Raw genomic sequence first — 19473 nt, 5'->3', positions numbered from 1 at the left:
CAGGAATATCAATTAAAGAATCGGATTCAATTACAACTTATCGTAATTAATAATTTACATTTGCAATCAAATTAAAATCATGTTTAGCAAAGAAGAAGCAGCTAGGTTAAGAAAACATTTCTGGACAAGTTACGGCAAATCGTTTCCAAGAAAATGGCTCTTATACAATACAAAAATCAAAGGCTTTAGTTTTAAATTTTATGCAGACAACAAAACGGCAATGGTCCTTTTGGATATAGAACCTAATAGCGAAACCAAAAGAGATTTATTATACCAACAAGTAGCTGCTTTAAAAACCGTTACAGAGAACGACTATATTCCTGAAGTTATATTTGATGAACAGCATATTTTAGAAGAAACCGGAAAAAAAATCTCTCGGGTCTACGTAAAACTAGACCAAAAATTCAGTATCTACAACCAAAATACCTGGGGTAATGCATTTCAGTTTTTTAATAAAAACATGTCTGCTTTTGAACTTTGGTTCTACGAATTCGAAGACTTTATCAAACAAGCGGATATCTAAACCACCACAGAAACTCTAAACAATAAATAGTATCTTTGATATTATTACACTTAGTATTATGAAAAAAGCAGTTTTTCCAGGATCTTTTGACCCTATCACTTTAGGTCATTATGACATTATCAACAGAGCTTTACCTTTATTTGATGAAATTGTTATCGCAATTGGAATCAATGCAGATAAAAAATATATGTTCTCCCTTGAACAACGCATGAATTTTATCAAAAAGACCTTTAAAGACGAACCCAAAATAACAGTTACTACTTACAAAGGATTAACCGTTGATTATTGCAAAACTATTGATGCTGATTTTATTTTAAGAGGCTTAAGAAATCCTGCCGATTTTGAGTTTGAAAAAGCAATTGCCATTGCCAATCGAAAATTATCTGGGATTGAAACTGTTTTTTTACTTACAAGTGCAGAAACTTCTTATATTAGTTCAAGTATCGTTAGAGACATCATGAGAAATAATGGTGACGCTAGTATTCTTGTTCCAAACAGTGTTTTGGAAACGAATTAAACTAGTGTAAAAAGAAAAATTGCATACAGACCAAACCTCAAAAATCGAAACAAGCCTAAATACACTACCCATTTAAATGGGTATCCTGTCAATCCGCAGATCATAAGTACGATAGAAAACGGAATAGGCAATAAGGCAGAGATAACAACAAAAAAACCTCCCCATTTTTTCAGGTTCTTAAACAGTTCCCCATACTTCTTAAGCGCCCAATCATGTATTTTAGGTACATGAATTAATTTGGCTCCAATAAAATAGGAAATCAACCCTCCTACATAGGAAAGACAAGCCAAGAATAATGTAAGCAACCAAGGATTAATACCAATATCTCCTCCCAACTCTTTAGTCCATACAATAAAAAAATCAGGAGGCAACAACCCAAGGAATGATTCTGAAACAATAAATATCACAAAAACCATCCAAGCTTCAACGTTATCCACAATAATAGAGAAAACCTCTTTCAAAGAAATCACAAACTTCTCTAACAAAAATACCGTTGCAAAAAACAAAGCTACAACAGCACCTAATTTCAACAAGTTTTTACCTAAAAACTGAAATAATCCAGATCTATTCAAGTATTGATAATATAAATTTAGGTAACGCTGCATCGTAGCTTTTTATTTAGAATAAAGTCCTTTAGTAAATCTTTCTGGATTGGCAGCAAGATGGTAACGAGGGTCATCAATATCCTGAATTATCAAACGCTCAAATTTATCATCTCCTTTTGTTAACAAAATCTTACACTCTTCGCTTAAATGTTTCAAACGAATTGTTTTCCCCGCTTCTTCGTATTTCGCTACAATATTAGAAATAGCCTCAATCGCAGAGTGATCACTTACACGCGACTCCACAAAATCAATTTCTACGTGATCCGGATCATTCTTTATATCAAACTTTTCTAAAAATCCTGAAACAGAACCAAAAAACAAAGGCCCCCAAATTTCATAAATTTTTGTTCCATCCTCTTTTACACGTTTTCTCGCTCTAATTTTAGTGGCATTTTCCCAAGCAAAAACTAGCGCAGAGATAATTACACCAACAAATACTGCAATTGCTAAATCAAAAACAACAGTAACCGCAGAAACAATGACTAACACCACAGCATCCGCAACAGGAATTTTTCTAATAATTCTAAAACTAGACCAAGCAAAAGTTTCTATAACCATCATAAACATCACTCCAACTAATGCGGCAATCGGAACCTGCTCAATATATTTATCTGTAAACAAAATAAACGTCAATAAAGTTAGAGCCATCATAATACCAGACAAACGACCTCTACCTCCTGCATTGATATTAATAACTGTTTGCCCAATCATTCCGCAACCACCAGTTCCACCAAACAAACCACTTACAATATTTCCAGCACCTTGAGCCACACATTCTCTATTTCCATTTCCTCGTGTTTCCGTCAAATCATCAACTAAATTCATGGTCATCAATGATTCAATCAGACCAACAGACGCCGCCAAGAAGGCATATGGCAATATAAATTTTAACGTATCTAAATTGATTGGTAAATTCTTCCAAAGATCCGTATTTGGCGTAGGAAACTCTCCTTTTAACCCTTCTCCTCCACCTTCAACAATATAGGAACCAACCGTACTTACATCCAAACCACCAAATACAACAACTGCTGTTGTTACTAAAATAGCTGTTAAGGCCGCTGGGATTTTGGTTGTTATTTTTGGTAAGAGCCAAATGATCCCCATCGTTAACCCAACCAAAGCTAGCATCGTATACAACTCAACTCCCTCCATTGGAATATTGAGATATTGTTTTACTCCATCAGCTGCAACAGACATTTCTTTATGTGAAAACATTCTCACTTGAGCCATAAAGATTACAATTGCCAAACCGTTCACAAACCCCATCATTACCGGGTGCGGAATCAATCTTACAAATCTTCCTAGCTTCAAAACTCCTGCTCCTATTTGAATGATTCCCATCAATACAACAGCCGCTAAAAGATAAAAGTACCCCATATTCTCAACTGGCGCATCGAACAACATCCCTTTCGAATGACCTTCAGCAATCATGTTTACAAAAATCACGGCTACAGCACCTGCAGCACCAGAAATTAAACCGGGTCTACCTCCGAAAATTGCCGTTATCAAACCAATCATAAAAGCACCTGAAAGCGCTACTAATGGATCTATTTGAGCAACAAATGCAAATGCTACCACTTCAGGAATCATTGCCAAAGAAACTGTAACCCCAGCTAATATATCATCTTTAGGATTTTGAGCAATTTTTCTAATAAATTCAGTCATTTCTCGTGTTTTTTTTGAATTGCAAAAGTACAGCTATTATTTGCACTGGCAATATGAAACCTAAAAAAACAAAAGTCCCGATTTTAAGCAGGTTAATTATCAAAAAAATGAAATCTTTAGATTATTAAATTATTAAAATAATAATCTAATATTAGGATATGTATTCTCTAAAGCCTTTACTAAATCTTCTCCATTTTTAAAAGCTACTTTTGTAATTCCTTCTTCTAGTTGAGGAACTAATTTATTTTTATCAGTAGTTTCCATCAAATACCAATAGGTAACTTTTAAACGCAGCTCTTCTTTATAATAAAACGAATGATAGGTAGTTTCTAAAGACTTTAAAATAGACAATCCTGAAATACCACACTCCTCCTCTACTTCTCTAATTGCGGCGGTTCTCCTATCCTCCCCAACTTCTATATGTCCCTTTGGTAAATCCCATGTATCAAACCTGTAAATAAACAGTATTTCATTTTCAGCATTCAATACTTTTCCTCCAGCTGCTTCTATTACTTTAAAGTTCTCTTGAAAAGAAATCCAGTCTTTATTTAAATCCCTTGACTTTAAAAAAACACATGAAACATCCTCTGAATTTATAAGTGCTTGTACTTCTGTGAATTTAATTTCATCAAACTCAAATACTTTACAATTTTTTAATTTCTGTGAAGAATCGGCAATGATAATTGGCTTATCATTCATAAAAACTTTATACATTTGCAACATGATTTTGAACAAAGATACAGCAAATGCTACAGCAAAATTGCTTTTACAAATTAAAGCAATAAAATTAGAACCTAAAGAGCCATTTACATGGGCTTCTGGATGGAAATCACCAATCTATTGTGACAATAGAATCACATTATCATATCCTCCTATTCGTAATTTCTTAAAGGAAAACATGGCCAAAGCCATTGTAGAAAAATACGGAAAACCAGATGTAATCGCTGGGGTTGCCACAGGGGCAATTGCTATAGGAGTATTGGTAGCTCAAGAACTAGGAGTTCCTTTTGTATATGTGCGCCCTGAAGCAAAAAAGCACGGTCGTCAGAATCAAATAGAAGGATTCTTGGAAACCGGAAGTAACGTTGTAGTGGTGGAAGATTTAATAAGCACTGGAATGAGTAGTTTACTTGCTGTGGATGCTTTAAATGCTGCAAATGTAAATGTGAAAGGTATGATTGCCATATTTACTTATGGTTTTGAAGTAGCACTTGAAAACTTTAAAAAAGCAAACGTAGACTTAACTACTTTAAGTGATTATGAAAACATGTTAAAACAAGCTCATAAAGATAGCTATATCTCAAAAAAGGAATTAGATACTTTATCAGAATGGAGAGAATCTCCAAGCACTTGGAACCAATAACAAATATTTAAACCGCATCCTATGAAATTAGAAAGTCGAAAAATTACTGTATCAAAATCATCTGAATATCTTTTTACTACTTTAGAACAATTGAGTTCTTATGAAGGATTAATGCCTGAAAGTATTGAAAAATTTGAAATAGACAACGACTCATTCATTTTCGGACTTAAAGGAATGCCAGAAATTAGATTGGTTTTAAAAGAAAAAACACCAAATTCTAAAATTGTTTTAGGGGCTGCAAGTAGTAAAATGCCATTTACCCTTGAAGTTAACATTAATGAAACTACTCCAGATTCTTCTGATGTACAGATGTTTTTTAACGGTGAGTTCAACCCGATGATTAGCATGATGGTTAAAAAACCTTTATCAAAATTCATGGAAACGCTAATTGACAATATTGAAAAATTATAATTTATTTGGGCTTAACGTAAAAATTCAATTTCTTTAAGCCCAAAATTTTCCACAGACTCATCTTCTAACTCTATTTCTAAATCTCCTTTAGAATTTACACCTACGATTTTCCCTATAAAAATTCCCTTTCTAGAATTTCTAAACATTGCGGGAATCTCCATTTTATACAGCAAAGAAAGATAGGTTTCTTTCAATTTCAAGAAGTTTCCTGAGTTACATTTCTCTATCTGCTTTTTTATTTTTTTTACAACAGAAATCAACAAACTCTCTCTATCAATAGTTTTTTCAATACAATTTTTCATCGAAGTTGCATTACTAAGATCTTCTGTGAATATTTGTTGATTTACATTTAAACCGATTCCAATAATTGTGTTTTTAACAACATGATTGTTAAGAGAATTCTCTATTAATATGCCACATAACTTTTTGTTACCTGCCAAAATGTCGTTAGGCCATTTTATTCTTAAATTAGGGATTCCATATTCATTTAGTGACTCATACAAAGCGATTGAAACAGCATAATTCAGAAACACAGAATTCTTTGTACTTAGCTCTAAGTCATTAATATACATGCTGAATAAAAGGTTTTTACCGGGTTCTGAAATCCACTTTGCTCCCATCTGTCCTCTACCTTCAAATTGGCTTTCAGAACTAACAATTGTATAATTTTCCATAACCTGTTTTGTCACTAATTCTTTCAAAAAAGTACTGGTAGATTCAATGGCATCAAGTTTGATTATATGCATTTGTAAAATATAATGGAAACAAGGTTTTATTTCGTGTTTTGTTACGGAAAAAACGATAACTTTGCCACAAATTAAATAAAATTTAATGTCTAAAAAAAATATAAGTACCGACGAATTAATTTCTATCATCATTAAAGGAATTGAAGAGGTAAAAGGAGAAGATATCCAACTATTAGACCTAAGAGATATAGACAATACTGTATGTGATTATTTTGTAGTTTGTTCAGGAAACTCAAACACTCAAGTAAAAGCTATATCCAATTCTGTACAAAAAATTGTAGGAAAAGAAGGTCAAGAAAAAGCATGGCACGTTGAAGGTGAATCTGTTGCTGAATGGATTTTAATGGACTACGTAAACGTAGTTGTTCATGTTTTTCAAAAATCAATTAGAGAATTTTATGATATTGAAGGTTTGTGGGGTGATGCTAAAATCACTACAATCTCAACATCTAAATAATTCAAATCTTAAAGAATTACCACGCTATGGCTACAAATAACAAAAAAGACAAAAAAAATATAATCAAAGATTCAAACTTCAAACCCAAGTTTAATTTTTACTGGGTGTATGGAGCTTTATTTGTTTTATTTGTCGTATTTCAATTTTTCAACAGTGAGAATTTAACTCAAAAAGAAATCTCACAAAATAAGTTTGAGAGCATTTTAGAAAGCAATGACATTTCTAAAATTGTAATTCTTAACAGAAGTATTGCACAGCTTTATATCAAAGAGGAAGCTCTCTCTAAGGATGAGTATTCTAAATTGTCTAATGGTAGTCCCCTTTTCAATAAAAACGCACCAATGTTTGAATACAATTTTGGTGATCTACAAAATTTTGAAAAAAAGTTAGCAGAACTGAAAAAAGAAAACGATTTAGACTTTGATAAGCAAAATGATGAACAAACAGACCTGTTTGATTCTTTACTTTCTTATTTACCATTTATCTTTTTAATTGGATTGTGGATCTTTTTTATGAGAAGAATGTCTGGTGGTGGAGCTGGTGGTGGTGCCGGTGGACAAATCTTTAATATTGGAAAATCTAAAGCAAAATTATTTGACGAAAATCAAAAAGTTAAAGTAACCTTTAAAGATGTGGCTGGTTTACAAGGAGCCAAAGAAGAGGTGCAAGAAATTGTTGATTTCTTGAAAACACCTGAAAAATACACCTCGTTAGGAGGAAAAATACCGAAAGGTGCCTTATTAGTAGGTTCACCAGGAACTGGTAAAACTTTGCTAGCGAAAGCTGTAGCCGGAGAAGCTGGCGTACCTTTTTTCTCTTTATCAGGATCTGATTTTGTTGAAATGTTTGTGGGTGTAGGTGCCTCTAGAGTTAGAGATTTATTCAAACAAGCACAGCAAAAGTCTCCATCAATTATTTTTATTGATGAAATTGATGCTATTGGACGCGCACGTGGTAAAAATAACATGACAGGTGGTAATGACGAACGCGAAAATACACTTAATCAGTTGTTAACTGAGATGGATGGTTTTGGTACTGATACAAATGTAATTGTATTAGCAGCAACCAACCGAGCAGATGTTTTAGACAAAGCTTTAATGCGTGCAGGTCGTTTTGATAGACAAATATTTGTAGATCTTCCTGACTTAAATGAAAGAAAAGCGATTTTTGAAGTACATATGAAACCTCTTAAGCTAGGGAAAGATGTGAATGCTGATTTCTTATCTCAACAGACTCCTGGTTTCTCCGGAGCAGATATTGCGAACCTTTGTAATGAAGCTGCTTTGATTGCTGCACGTAAAGGCAACAATGAAATTCATAATCAAGATTTCTTAGACGCTGTAGACAGAATTGTAGGTGGATTAGAAAAGAAAAATAAAATCATTTCTGTAAAAGAAAAGAAAACCATCGCTTACCATGAAGCAGGACATGCAACAGCAAGTTGGATGTTAGAGCATGCTGCACCTTTAGTAAAAGTAACTATTGTTCCTAGAGGACAATCTTTAGGAGCTGCCTGGTATTTACCTGAAGAAAGAATGATTGTTCAAACAGAACAAATGTTAGATGAAATGTGCGCAACATTGGCAGGTAGAGCTGCTGAGAAAGTGATGTTTGATAAAATTTCAACAGGGGCATTAAATGATTTAGAAAAAGTTACACGTCAAGCAAAAGCAATTGTGAGTGTCTATGGATTGAACGAAAAAATTGGAAATATTACTTATTACGATTCTTCCGGTCAAAGTGAATATAGTTTCTCTAAACCTTATAGTGAAGAGACTGCTAAAACAATTGATGAAGAGATTTCTACAATTATTGAAACTCAATACCAAAGAGCGATTACTATCTTAACAGAAAACAAAGATAAACTAGTCACTTTAGCAGAAAAACTACTTGAAAAAGAGGTTATTTTTAAAGATGATTTGGTTCATATTTTTGGAGAAAGACCCTTTGAAACTGAAGAATTGGTTTCAAAAAAAGAAGAGACTGTAGAGATCCCTGCAGAAATTGTTGAAGACGATAAAAAAGTAGCAGAATAACTCTACTACATTTTAAACGAACTAGAATACAAAGACCCGAGAATGAATTTTTTTAAAAAATTATTTTCTAATAAATTAGAGTCGCCTAAAGAAAAGAATATCCAGAAACAAGAGGTACATCTTTCTTTAGACGACTTATTTGTTCATAATTTCATTAATAAAGGTGGTAAGTTTTTATACTGTACAAGCAACCAAGAAGTATTAGACAACCTTGTTGGTATACTTGATGAAAACAAATGGAAAAGCATTACCTGTTTAGACGAAAATAATTTATCCAATTTTACAGACGCTTTGTCTATTGACATCAGTTTTGATATTAATAATACAGCTCCAATTTTTACCACATGTGAGCATATTATATCGGATTCAGGAAGTGTATTATTTTCATCACATCAATTGAAAGAAAAGAAGATCCACGAACTTTCTAATAACTTTATTGTTTTTGCCAACACGAGTCAACTAGTAAAGGATATGGGGCAAAGTCTAACTGGAATTAAAAACAATTATAAAGAATCTATACCCACAAATATTAGTGCTATAAAGAATTTTGCTCCTGAAAAAGACGAAGATAATTTCCTTTCGACTCCGAATAGCAATTCAAAAAATTTATATTTACTTTTGTTCGAAGACCTATAACCTATGAACAACATGCTAACCAGAGCAATTTCAGGTGCTGTATTTGTATCAGTTCTTGTATTCTCTATCTTATACAGCCCTATTACCTTTCTTGGGTTGTTCCTCCTACTGATGCTTGTAAGCGTCAACGAATTTTCTAAAATGCTTAAGCTTAAAGGACTCGAACCTTATCTCATAAGTATTTCGTTATTTATCTCAACCATACTACCGTTTTGGGGTTATGATTCCTTTTATACCGACACACTAAGTATTCTTATCATTCTTTTTGTTTTTATAAAAGTACTTTTCAAAGAAAACAGCAATGCAATTGAACAATTAGGAAAACTAATGCTCTGTGTTGTATACTCATGTGTAAGCTACCTTTTTATTGTTAAAATACCATATACTGTCAACCCCACTGAATATAATGGAATTTTAATCCTAGGAGTTTTTGTTCTTATTTGGTCTAGCGATACTTTTGCCTATTTAACTGGTGTTACCATCGGGAAAACTAAATTACTAGAAAGGATTTCTCCAAAAAAAACAATTGAAGGATTCGTTGGTGGTGTAATAGCAACCATGTTGATTTCTTATTTAATTTCATTAAAATTTACTATACTACTCCCACACCAATGGATCATCTTAGGAGTCATTGTTAGTGTATTTGGAGTGATTGGAGATCTTATTGCATCTATGTTTAAACGTCAAACAGGTGTAAAAGACACAGGGAAAATTATTCCTGGTCATGGAGGAGTTATAGATCGCCTAGATAGTATTATCTTTGCGGCACCATTTATCTATTTATATTTAAAATTTATTACGGAACATGTTTCATAAAGAAGGAAATGCAAGTATTGCAATTGCTGCTATTGTAGTAGCTGGAGGTTATTTATTAACAGATCATTTTATCAGTATTGCTTGGTTACAATACACAATCTATTTTGCATTACTGTTTTTGTTAGTAATCAATCTTCAATTTTTCAGAAATCCAAGTAGAAAAACTTCGATTGGGGAAAACCATGTAGTGTCTCCTGTAGACGGAAAAGTGGTTGTTATTGAGGAAGTTTATGAACCTGAATATTTTAAAGATAAAAGAATACAAGTTTCAATTTTCATGTCTCCTATCAACGTACATGTTACCAGATATGCCTTAAGTGGAATCGTGAAATTTAGCAAATACCATCCAGGTAAATATCTTGTAGCTTGGCACCCTAAAGCTTCAGAAGAAAATGAAAGAACGACGGTGGTAGTAGAAAGCCCTGTATTTGGAGAAGTTTTATACCGACAAATTGCTGGAGCCTTAGCAAGAAGAATTGTCAACTACGCAAAAAAAGATATGCAAGTTGTTCAAGGAACTGACGCTGGATTTATTAAATTTGGTTCAAGAGTAGATTTATTCTTACCTTTAAATTCAAATATTAAAGTTGAATTAAATGATGTAGTAAAAGGTGCTGAAAACATTATTGCTACTCTATAAAATGTAAGATTAATGGGTGTAGATAAAGAACTACATGAAGAGTTTGAAAAGGCATATGCAAAAGCTAGTGCCATGGAAACTCCACTTCCACAAGACGTTATGTTATTGTTCTATGCATATTACAAACAAGCCACTGCAGGAGATAACTTTTCTTTCAATGCAAATTTTGATGTTCGTAATGCTTTTAAATTTAATGCATGGATGCAACTAAAGGGAATTAGTCCGGATGAGGCAAAAAGAAAATATATAGATTTAGTTAATAAATACTCAAAATAATTATGAAAAAAGTTCTTCTCTTCGTTGCTGTTATTGCAATTTCCATGTCTTCAACTTCTTGTAAGCAAAAAGCTGGAAAAGAAAAAAAAGTTGAAACACAGGAAAAACAATTCTCGATAAACACTAACAAGTCGGAAATTAATTGGACTGCATTTAAAACTACAGAAAAGGTACCCGTAAAAGGAAAGTTTACCAAACTTAATATAAAGAAAAGTACTCCAGGAAAAACATTCGCAGAAGCTTTAAATGGAACTGAATTTTCAATCCCAGTAAGCAGTATATTTTCAAATAATGCAGATAGAGATCACAAGTTAAAAACACTTTTCTTTGGGGTTATGAAAAATGCAGAAATCCTTTCAGGAACCATTCATATCGACACACCTCAATCTGGTTATGTAGACTTTTCTATGAATGGAATTATTGAAAAACTTCCTTTTTCTTATACAACAACTGAAAACTCATTAGAAATTAAATCAATTATGGATACGAATAGCTGGCAAGCGCAAGCTGCTATCGAATCTATAAACAAAGCTTGTTTTGAACTACATAAAGGAGCCGACGGAATTAGTAAAACTTGGAGCGATGTAGCGATAGATATTTCAGTTTTTTTTAATTAATAAACGAACAAAATAAAAAAAAGGTCTTTCATAAATGAAAGACCTTTTTTTATATCCTATCCGCAATTATTAATAAACTCCACCATAAAATAGGAATTCCTTCTACCCAAAACGAGGCATAAAATTGAGATTGTTTTCTTGTCGATTTTAGAACCAATAATAATAAAACTATACTTACGACTCCTTCAACTTGAAAAAAAACAAACGGAATATTCATATTTCTTGTTATTAACAAAGAACCTAGTAAAATCACAATAGAAAGCACCTTTGTATATTTCAGCCCAATCACTCTAGGAATCGTTTTTAAATCATGCGAATCAAAGTCCAAATCTCTAATATCAAAAGGAATTGTCCATACAATAACAAATAATAACCGGTTTATAAATAACAATAATTCATCACTACCGATTTCATAAAAATTATGATAAGCAGGGTATAAAGTTGTCAATCCAGCCCAAGAAAAGGCAATTAAAAATATTTTAAGCCCCGGAACATTTCTTAAAAAAATACTTCTTTTAAAAATAACGACTGAAGGCAACATATAGAAAAGTGTACAAAGAGCAAAAGGAATGATAAAAATCACTTCACGTAATGTTAATTTCATTGCGCAAAAAAGCAACAAAATAAACACCATAAAATTCAAAGCTAACAATGACTTTAAATTTTGATCAAACCAAATTTTTATTTCTTGCTTGAGTAACTTATTGTCGGACTTCAAGAACCTAATAAGATTGTAGGAAAAAAAAGTGGACAACCCTACAAAAACTGCTGGAAACAAAGTATTTAAATTCAAATACTTTCCTGTAATCATCACCAATAAAGCAGCAGATATTGACACATGAATATTACTTTGCACATAAAACAAAAACAGTTTGGCTATCAATGACATTAAGCAATCTTTTATGCAACGTATATTCCTATAAATAGTTGCAGATGTGAAAAGTTGATACTGCGAAAATAACAAATGTTCACAGAACAATAATTATTTCCACCAAGAACATCAGTTAATTCCTACCCCATAATTAATATTGTTCATAACCCTGTTCCTTTCGTTAACAATTTAAGATGCTTTATTCATAACTTGCTTTATTTATATTTATTTTTGCAGCACAAATTTGACACAATAATTCATATTAAACACGAATGAAGACAGATTCTTTTGTTGCGAGACACGTTGGTCCAAGAGGTACAAATGTTCAAGAAATGCTAAAAACCATTGGAGTTGATTCAATGGACGAGTTGATAAAAAAAACAATTCCTTCAGATATATTTATTTCGAAAGGCTTGAATTTAGACAAAGCAATGAGTGAACATGAATATTTAGCCCATGTTCATGACTTATCTATTCAAAATAAATTGTTTAAAAATTACATCGGTTTAGGATATCACCCAACAATAACACCTGGAGTAATTCAAAGAAATATATTAGAAAATCCTGGATGGTACACTGCTTACACTCCCTATCAAGCTGAGATAGCTCAGGGTAGGCTTGAGGCGTTACTGAACTATCAAACAATGGTTTCTGAACTTACAGGAATGGAACTTGCAAATGCTTCTTTACTAGATGAAGGAACTGCAGCAGGTGAGGCAATGATAATGCTTTACAATACACGTTCTAGAAGTCAGAAAAAGAATAATTCTATGCAATTTTTCGTTTCGGAAAATGTGTTACCACAAACCATAGACATTTTAAAAACAAGAGCTACTCCACTGGATATCGAATTAATTATTGGAGATTATGAATCAATTACTTTTACAGAAAATTATTTTGGTGCCTTAATCCAATATCCTGGGAAAAACGGTCAAGTTTTAGACTACTCAGACTTTACGAAAGCAGCGAACGAAAAAGAAGTTCGTGTTGCCGTGGCCGCGGACCTACTAAGTTTATCAATACTAACTCCACCTGGAGAATGGGGAGCAGATGTCGTTATCGGAACTACTCAAAGATTTGGAATTCCAATGGGATATGGAGGACCTCATGCTGCATACTTTGCTACCAAACAAGCTTATAAACGTAATATTCCTGGTAGAATTATCGGTGTAACAAAAGATGCTAATGGAGATCGTGCCCTTCGTATGGCGTTACAGACCAGAGAGCAGCACATCAAAAGAGAAAAAGCAACATCTAATATCTGTACCGCTCAGGTACTATTAGCTGTTATGGCTGGTATGTATGGTGTATATCATGGTCCTAAAGGATTAAGGTATATCGCGAATACGATTCATCAACTTGCCTATACATTGCACGATGAACTAACAAAATTGGGGATCTTACAAATCAACAAAACGTTCTTTGATACCCTTAATATTGAGGTGAATGATATCAAAACAATTAAAGATAATGCTGAATTGTTAAATGTAAATTTTTATTACACGAACAAAAATACAGTTAGCATTTCCCTTAACGAAACTACTACCCTAGAGGATATCAATGAAATTGTAAAAATCATTGCGAAATCTGAAGGAAAAATATTTACGGAGGTCACTTCAATAAACCCACAAATAACGATACCTCAAAACCTTTCAAGGACATCTGAATTTATGCAGAATCCTGTCTTTAATAGCTATCATTCAGAAACAGAAATGATGCGTTACATAAAAAAACTTGAAAGAAAAGATCTATCTCTCAACCATTCCATGATCTCTTTAGGTTCATGTACTATGAAATTGAATGCCGCTTCTGAGATGTTTCCACTAAGTTGGGCAAACTGGGCTAATATCCACCCTTTTGTCCCAATCGAACAAGCTGCAGGGTACCAAGAGGTTTTTAGACAACTTGAAAGTGATCTAAATGAAATCACTGGTTTTCATGCTACTTCCCTTCAACCCAATTCAGGTGCACAAGGTGAATATGCAGGATTACTTGTTATCAAAGCTTACCATGAAGCTAGAGGAGATCATCATAGAAATATATGCTTGATTCCATCTTCTGCTCACGGTACGAATCCTGCCTCAGCTGTAATGGCGGGAATGAAAGTCGTTGTTACCAAAGCAACAGCAGAAGGTAATATTGATTTTGATGATCTAAGGGAAAAGGCGCTATTACATAAAGACAACCTTTCTGCTCTAATGGTAACCTATCCATCTACTCATGGTGTTTTTGAAAGTGGAATCAAGGAAATCACTCAATTAATTCATGAAAATGGTGGACAAGTTTATATGGATGGAGCTAATATGAACGCACAAGTAGGTTTAACAAACCCGGCAACTATTGGTGCGGATGTTTGTCATCTTAACTTACACAAAACCTTTGCGATACCACATGGTGGTGGTGGACCTGGAGTAGGACCTATATGTGTTGTTGAACATTTAGCACCCTATTTACCTTCGAATCCAGTCATCCCTACTGGTGGAGATTCTCCGATTACTTCTGTATCTTCAGCTCCTTGGGGGTCTGCTTTAGTGCTTTTAATATCCTATGGTTATATAAAAATGCTTGGTGCTAATGGACTTAAAACCGCTACAGAGAACGCTATACTAAATGCAAACTACATCAAGAAAAACTTAGAAGATTCTTATGATATTTTGTACACAGGAGAAAATGGATTTTGTGCTCATGAAATGATCGTTGACTTCCGATCCTTCAAAGAAAAAGGAATAGAAGTTGTAGATATTGCTAAACGATTAATGGATTATGGTTATCATGCTCCTACTGTTTCATTCCCCGTTGCTGGAACCTTAATGATTGAACCAACGGAAAGTGAATCAAAAGGGGAATTAGACAATTTTATTGCAGCTTTAAAAAGTATCAAAAAAGAAATTGAAGCTTCTGAAAAGCATGGTGAAGAGTCTATTTTGAAAAATGCACCACATACGCAACAAATGCTAACTAGTGATGCTTGGAATTTCTCATACACTAGAAAACAAGCTGCTTTTCCAATGGACTCGATAGCAGATAATAAATTCTGGCCTTCAGTAAGACGTGTTGATGATGCCTTTGGCGATCGTAATTTAATTTGCTCTTGCACACCAATTGAAGACTATATGTAATAACATATTTTAGATTTTGTTAGATGATTCATAAAAATCATCCAAAAAACAGAATAAAATTACGATACCCACATTCTTAATTCTGTTAAAAAACAGTTTACAAATTGTAAATTTGCAAAAAAGCCAAACTAAAATGTTTGGCTTTTTTGTTTTTAACTACCAAAAATTGCCATATTCAAAGTTATGACGTTCAGCAACAAAAAAAGTACTTAGAATACTTCAATATGATACAGTAATATATTATTTTTGCGGTCATACTTTGAATAATTATTAAAATTCATCATGAAAGAAATTACAAAAGAAACATACATCAATTGGTACAAGGACATGTTATTCTGGAGAAAATTTGAAGACAAATTAGCTGCAGTTTACATCCAACAAAAAGTAAGAGGTTTCTTACATTTATACAATGGTCAAGAAGCTATCTTAGCTGGAGCTTTACACGTGATGGACCTTTCAAAGGATAAAATGATTACCGCTTATAGAAATCACGTTCAACCAATTGGAATGGGTGTTGATCCTAAAAGAGTAATGGCTGAATTGTATGGAAAAGTAACTGGAACTTCTCATGGTATGGGAGGGTCAATGCATATCTTTTCTAAAGAAAAAGGTTTTTACGGTGGTCACGGTATTGTTGGTGGTCAAATTCCTTTAGGTGCTGGAATGGCATTTGGGGATAAATATCACAACACTGGTGCTGTAACAATCTGTTGTTTTGGTGATGGTGCTGCTCGTCAAGGATCGTTACATGAAACATTCAATATGGCTATGTTATGGAAATTACCAGTAGTATTTATTGTTGAAAACAATGGATATGCAATGGGAACTTCTGTAGAAAGAACTGCAAACCATGAAGATATCTGGAAACTAGGATTAGGGTACGAAATGCCTTCTGGTCCTGTTGATGCCATGAATCCAATTAAAGTTGCTGAAGCAATGGACGAAGCTATGGAAAGAGCTCGTAGAGGAGATGGACCAACATTCTTAGAAATGAAAACATACAGATATAGAGGACACTCAATGTCTGATGCACAACACTATCGAACAAAAGACGAAGTTGCAGAATACAAAAAAATTGATCCAATCACACAAGTTTTAGATATCATTAAAGAAAATGATTATTTATCTGCTTATGAGATCAAGCAAGTTGAAAAAGACGTAAAAGCTAAAGTATCTGAATGTGAGAAATTCGCTGAAGAATCTCCATATCCAGAAGTACAACAATTATACGATGTAGTTTACGAACAAGAAGACTACCCATTTATCAAAAGTGTTTAAACCACTTGTTCTAACAACTTATATTAAAAACATAACGAAATAATAGTATGGCACAAATTATTACAATGCCCCGTTTGAGTGATACAATGACTGAAGGAGTCGTTGCTAAATGGTTGAAAGCTGTGGGTGATAAAATTGAAGAAGGAGATATTCTTGCTGAAATTGAAACTGACAAAGCAACCATGGAGTTTGAGTCTTTTAACGAAGGTACTTTATTACATATTGGTCTGCAAGAAGGTGAAACAGCACCTGTTGATAGCTTATTAGCTATTATAGGAGAAGAAGGAGAAGATTTTTCTGCTTTGCTTTCTGGTGATGCTGCCGCTGCTCCAGCTGCCGAAGCTGAACCTGCATCAGAAGCGCCTGCTCCGGAAGAACCAAAGGCTGAAGCTGCTGCTCCTGCTGCAGCTGCTATTCCTGAAGGGATTACAGTTGTTACCATGCCTCGTTTAAGTGATACAATGACGGATGGAACTGTTGCTACTTGGCTTAAAAAAGTTGGTGATGAAGTTTCTGAAGGAGACATACTTGCGGAGATTGAAACGGACAAGGCTACCATGGAATTTGAATCTTTTAACGAAGGTACTTTATTATATATTGGTCTTGAGGAAGGACAAACTGCACCAGTTGATAGCTTGTTAGCTGTTATTGGTGATGCTGGAACTGATGTTTCTGGTGTTGTTTCTTCTTTTCAAATTGGAGGAGGTTCAAACGAGCCAGTTGCGGAAGCACCGAAAGCTGAGGCTACTCCCGCTCCTGCTGCAACAGAAAAAAAAGCTGCTCCTGCGGCTCCGAAACAAGCTACAGGTTCTACAGCAAGCGCTACAAGAACTGTAAGCAACATAAAATCTGAAAATGGAAGAATCGTTGCTTCTCCTTTAGCAAAAGCGTTAGCTGCTGAAAAAGGAATCAACCTTGCGAAAGTTGTTGGTACTGGTGAAGGTGGACGTATTGTTAAAACAGATATTGAAAACTTTACGGATGTTGTCATTTCTGAAGCTCCTGCTGTAAGTGTTGTTGCTGCTCCTGCTGGAGAAGTTAGTCAAACAGAAGTTAAAAACTCTCAAATGCGTAAAGCAATTGTAAGAGCTTTGGACAACTCTCAGACTACTGCTGTGAATTTCACTATTGGAATGGATATCAATATGGATAATGCTATTGCATCTCGTAAAGAGATCAACAGTTTACCTGATACAAAAGTTTCTTTCAATGACTTGGTTGTAAAGGCATGTGCTATGGCATTAAAATCACATCCACAAATCAACACACAATGGACTGATGAACAAACTATCTACAATAACCATATTAGCATTGGTGTTGCTGTAGCGATTGAAGACGGACTAGTGGTGCCTGTTATTCCTTTCACAGATACTAAGAGCTTAACTCAAATTGGTGCTGAAGTAAAAGATTTAGCAATCAAGGCTAAAACTAAAAAATTGACTCCTGCAGAGATGTCAGGTTCAACTTTTACTGTTTCTAATCTAGGTATGTTTGGTGTTGATAATTTTACTTCAATCATCAACCAACCAAACTCTGCAATTTTATCAGTTGGAGGAATTAAACAAAAGCCTGTTGTAAAAGACGGAGCTATTGTAGTTGGAAATATTATGAATTTAACTTTAGCTTGTGATCATAGAACGATTGATGGTGCTGTTGGTGCCGCATTTATGAATACTGTAAAGCAATATATTGAGAATCCAGTTACTATGTTAGCTTAAGATTCTACTTAATCATATTTGAAGCCCTTGTAATTATACAAGGGCTTTTTTTGGCTCCTATTCTAGCCTAATATTATGTTAAAGTCTGTAAAATATAAGATTTGTCTTCGTCTATAAATTGTATATTTGAAACTCAATAAAATAATCTAAAATGAAAAATATAGTATTAGTTATAGCATCAGTCTTTTTATTTTCATGTACTAATGGAAAAAAAGATTATTTGACTATATCAGGAACTGTTGTAGATACGTCTGAAAAAGTTTTGATAATTGAAAATCAAAATTACAACAAGCAGATTAGCATTGATGAAAATGGACACTTTAAAGATACTTTACATCTTAAAAAAGTTGCAGAATTAGCTTCTTATGAAGAAAATTTTTATGGTATAACAGTCGGTCAAAATAGAACATTTTCTTACATCCAAAACGGTTTTGATTTAAAATTAACAATTAGCGGTGATGAATTTACATTTGACGGAAAAGGAGCTCAAAACACTAATTATATTAAAGAAAAGCTAGAAACAGGAAGTAAATTCATGAATATTCCTGAGTACTTTAGTTTAGAAAAAAAAGATTTTGACTCAAAATTAAATGAAGCTAAATCAACTTTTGACCAATTATTGATAAAATATAATGATCTAGATCCAGCTTTTGCCAAAGCCGAAAAAGATAATAACGAGCAATTATATACTACTTTAACTGAAAACTACGAGGAACAACATAATTTGTTAAAAAGTACAGCTAAAGGTAGTGATTCCCCTAAATTCCAGAACTACGAGAACTTTAAAGGAGGAACCAGCTCATTAGACGATTTTAAAGGGAAATACGTTTATATTGATGTTTGGGCTACTTGGTGTGGTCCTTGTAAACAACAGATTCCATTTTTACAATCTTTAGAGAAAAAATACCACGGTAAAAATATCGAGTTTGTTAGTATATCAATTGATAAACCCAATGCGAAAAATGCTTGGAAACAAATGATTACTGATAAAGACATGGGCGGAGTTCAACTTTTTGCAGGTACTGATCAATCTTTCGCCAATTCTTATCAGATATCTGGAATTCCTAGATTTATCTTAATTGACCCTCAAGGAAAAATAGTTGAAGCAAATGCTCCTAGACCCTCTGACCCCAATTTAACATCTATTTTTGATGAACTAGGTTTATAGAATTACCATTA

20 protein-coding genes are annotated in these 19473 nt (G+C 33.6%); 15 read left to right on the top strand and 5 right to left on the bottom strand.

Features of this window, described 5'->3' with window-relative positions; all coding sequences use genetic code 11:
• Positions 1-79 precede the first annotated feature (79 nt).
• Positions 80-523: a DUF4268 domain-containing protein gene (locus tag AC2DGP_RS02060; protein ID WP_484491370.1), complete on the top strand. Its 444-nt coding sequence runs from the start codon at positions 80-82 to the stop codon at positions 521-523.
• Positions 524-581: 58 nt separating this feature from the next.
• Positions 582-1040, top strand: coding sequence for a pantetheine-phosphate adenylyltransferase (gene coaD, locus AC2DGP_RS02055; RefSeq protein WP_484491369.1), 459 nt, complete (start codon positions 582-584; stop codon positions 1038-1040).
• Here coaD and AC2DGP_RS02050 read toward each other — a convergent pair.
• From AC2DGP_RS02050 to AC2DGP_RS02040, 3 genes are all read right to left on the bottom strand, one after another.
• A complete protein-coding gene (locus AC2DGP_RS02050; protein ID WP_484491368.1) occupies positions 1037-1645 on the bottom strand; it encodes a YqaA family protein in 609 nt (202 codons plus the stop codon). The two genes, coaD and AC2DGP_RS02050, sit on opposite strands and share 4 nt — an antisense overlap.
• 9 nt (positions 1646-1654) lie before the next feature.
• Positions 1655-3310, bottom strand: a complete 1656-nt coding sequence (locus AC2DGP_RS02045; RefSeq protein ID WP_484491367.1) for a SulP family inorganic anion transporter — start codon at positions 3308-3310, stop codon at positions 1655-1657.
• Positions 3311-3442: 132 nt separating this feature from the next.
• On the bottom strand, positions 3443-4024 hold the full coding sequence (locus AC2DGP_RS02040) for an NUDIX hydrolase (protein WP_484491366.1): 582 nt from the start codon (positions 4022-4024) through the stop codon (positions 3443-3445).
• A gap of 7 nt (positions 4025-4031) precedes the next feature.
• On the opposite strand from AC2DGP_RS02040, the gene pyrE reads away from it, so the two are divergent.
• Together pyrE and AC2DGP_RS02030 are read left to right on the top strand one after the other, a co-directional pair.
• Positions 4032-4673 carry an orotate phosphoribosyltransferase gene (gene pyrE, locus AC2DGP_RS02035; protein ID WP_484491365.1) on the top strand — a complete coding sequence of 214 codons (642 nt, stop codon included), beginning with the start codon at positions 4032-4034 and terminating at the stop codon, positions 4671-4673.
• Positions 4674-4694: 21 nt separating this feature from the next.
• Entirely contained in the window at positions 4695-5084 is a 390-nt protein-coding gene (locus tag AC2DGP_RS02030; protein ID WP_484491364.1) for an SRPBCC family protein, read from the top strand.
• 11 nt (positions 5085-5095) lie between these two features.
• Here AC2DGP_RS02030 and AC2DGP_RS02025 read toward each other — a convergent pair whose 3' ends face one another.
• Complete coding sequence (locus AC2DGP_RS02025; RefSeq protein WP_484491363.1) at positions 5096-5830, bottom strand: biotin--[acetyl-CoA-carboxylase] ligase; 735 nt, start codon at positions 5828-5830, stop codon at positions 5096-5098.
• A gap of 85 nt (positions 5831-5915) precedes the next feature.
• On the opposite strand from AC2DGP_RS02025, the gene rsfS reads away from it, so the two are divergent.
• From rsfS to AC2DGP_RS01990, 7 genes are read left to right on the top strand one after another with little or no spacing between them, the layout of a single operon-like run.
• Entirely contained in the window at positions 5916-6287 is a 372-nt protein-coding gene (rsfS, locus tag AC2DGP_RS02020) for a ribosome silencing factor (protein ID WP_484491362.1), read from the top strand.
• A 26-nt stretch (positions 6288-6313) separates the two neighbouring features.
• Entirely contained in the window at positions 6314-8323 is a 2010-nt protein-coding gene (gene ftsH / locus AC2DGP_RS02015; protein WP_484491361.1) for an ATP-dependent zinc metalloprotease FtsH, read from the top strand.
• Positions 8324-8365: 42 nt separating this feature from the next.
• Entirely contained in the window at positions 8366-8959 is a 594-nt protein-coding gene (locus AC2DGP_RS02010) for a hypothetical protein (protein WP_484491360.1), read from the top strand.
• Positions 8960-8962: 3 nt separating this feature from the next.
• The gene (locus tag AC2DGP_RS02005; RefSeq protein WP_484491359.1) at positions 8963-9775 is read left to right on the top strand and encodes a phosphatidate cytidylyltransferase; all 813 of its coding nucleotides are present in this window, start codon (positions 8963-8965) and stop codon (positions 9773-9775) included.
• Positions 9765-10415, top strand: coding sequence for a phosphatidylserine decarboxylase family protein (locus AC2DGP_RS02000; protein ID WP_484491358.1), 651 nt, complete (start codon positions 9765-9767; stop codon positions 10413-10415). The genes AC2DGP_RS02005 and AC2DGP_RS02000 overlap by 11 nt, the downstream gene beginning before the upstream one ends.
• A 12-nt stretch (positions 10416-10427) precedes the next feature.
• A complete protein-coding gene (locus AC2DGP_RS01995) occupies positions 10428-10691 on the top strand; it encodes an acyl-CoA-binding protein (protein WP_484491357.1) in 264 nt (87 codons plus the stop codon).
• 2 nt (positions 10692-10693) lie between these two features.
• Positions 10694-11308, top strand: coding sequence for a YceI family protein (locus AC2DGP_RS01990; protein ID WP_484491356.1), 615 nt, complete (start codon positions 10694-10696; stop codon positions 11306-11308).
• 49 nt (positions 11309-11357) lie between these two features.
• On the opposite strand, the gene AC2DGP_RS01985 is transcribed toward AC2DGP_RS01990, so the two are convergent.
• Entirely contained in the window at positions 11358-12197 is an 840-nt protein-coding gene (locus AC2DGP_RS01985) for a UbiA prenyltransferase family protein (RefSeq protein ID WP_484491355.1), read from the bottom strand.
• A gap of 254 nt (positions 12198-12451) precedes the next feature.
• Between AC2DGP_RS01985 and gcvP the strand changes: the two genes are divergently transcribed.
• The 4 genes from gcvP to AC2DGP_RS01965 all read left to right on the top strand — a co-directional run bounded on the left by gcvP (position 12452) and on the right by AC2DGP_RS01965 (position 19462).
• Entirely contained in the window at positions 12452-15298 is a 2847-nt protein-coding gene (gene gcvP, locus AC2DGP_RS01980) for an aminomethyl-transferring glycine dehydrogenase (protein ID WP_484491354.1), read from the top strand.
• A gap of 282 nt (positions 15299-15580) precedes the next feature.
• On the top strand, positions 15581-16576 hold the full coding sequence (gene pdhA, locus AC2DGP_RS01975; protein ID WP_484491353.1) for a pyruvate dehydrogenase (acetyl-transferring) E1 component subunit alpha: 996 nt from the start codon (positions 15581-15583) through the stop codon (positions 16574-16576).
• A gap of 47 nt (positions 16577-16623) precedes the next feature.
• Positions 16624-18294: a 2-oxo acid dehydrogenase subunit E2 gene (locus AC2DGP_RS01970; protein ID WP_484491352.1), complete on the top strand. Its 1671-nt coding sequence runs from the start codon at positions 16624-16626 to the stop codon at positions 18292-18294.
• A gap of 151 nt (positions 18295-18445) precedes the next feature.
• Positions 18446-19462, top strand: a complete 1017-nt coding sequence (locus AC2DGP_RS01965; protein WP_484491351.1) for a TlpA family protein disulfide reductase — start codon at positions 18446-18448, stop codon at positions 19460-19462.
• Positions 19463-19473 lie beyond the last annotated feature (11 nt).

It is taken from the genome of Flavicella sp. IMCC45537, from assembly GCF_057197705.1.
This window is presented reverse-complemented; position numbering and strand designations above follow the sequence as displayed.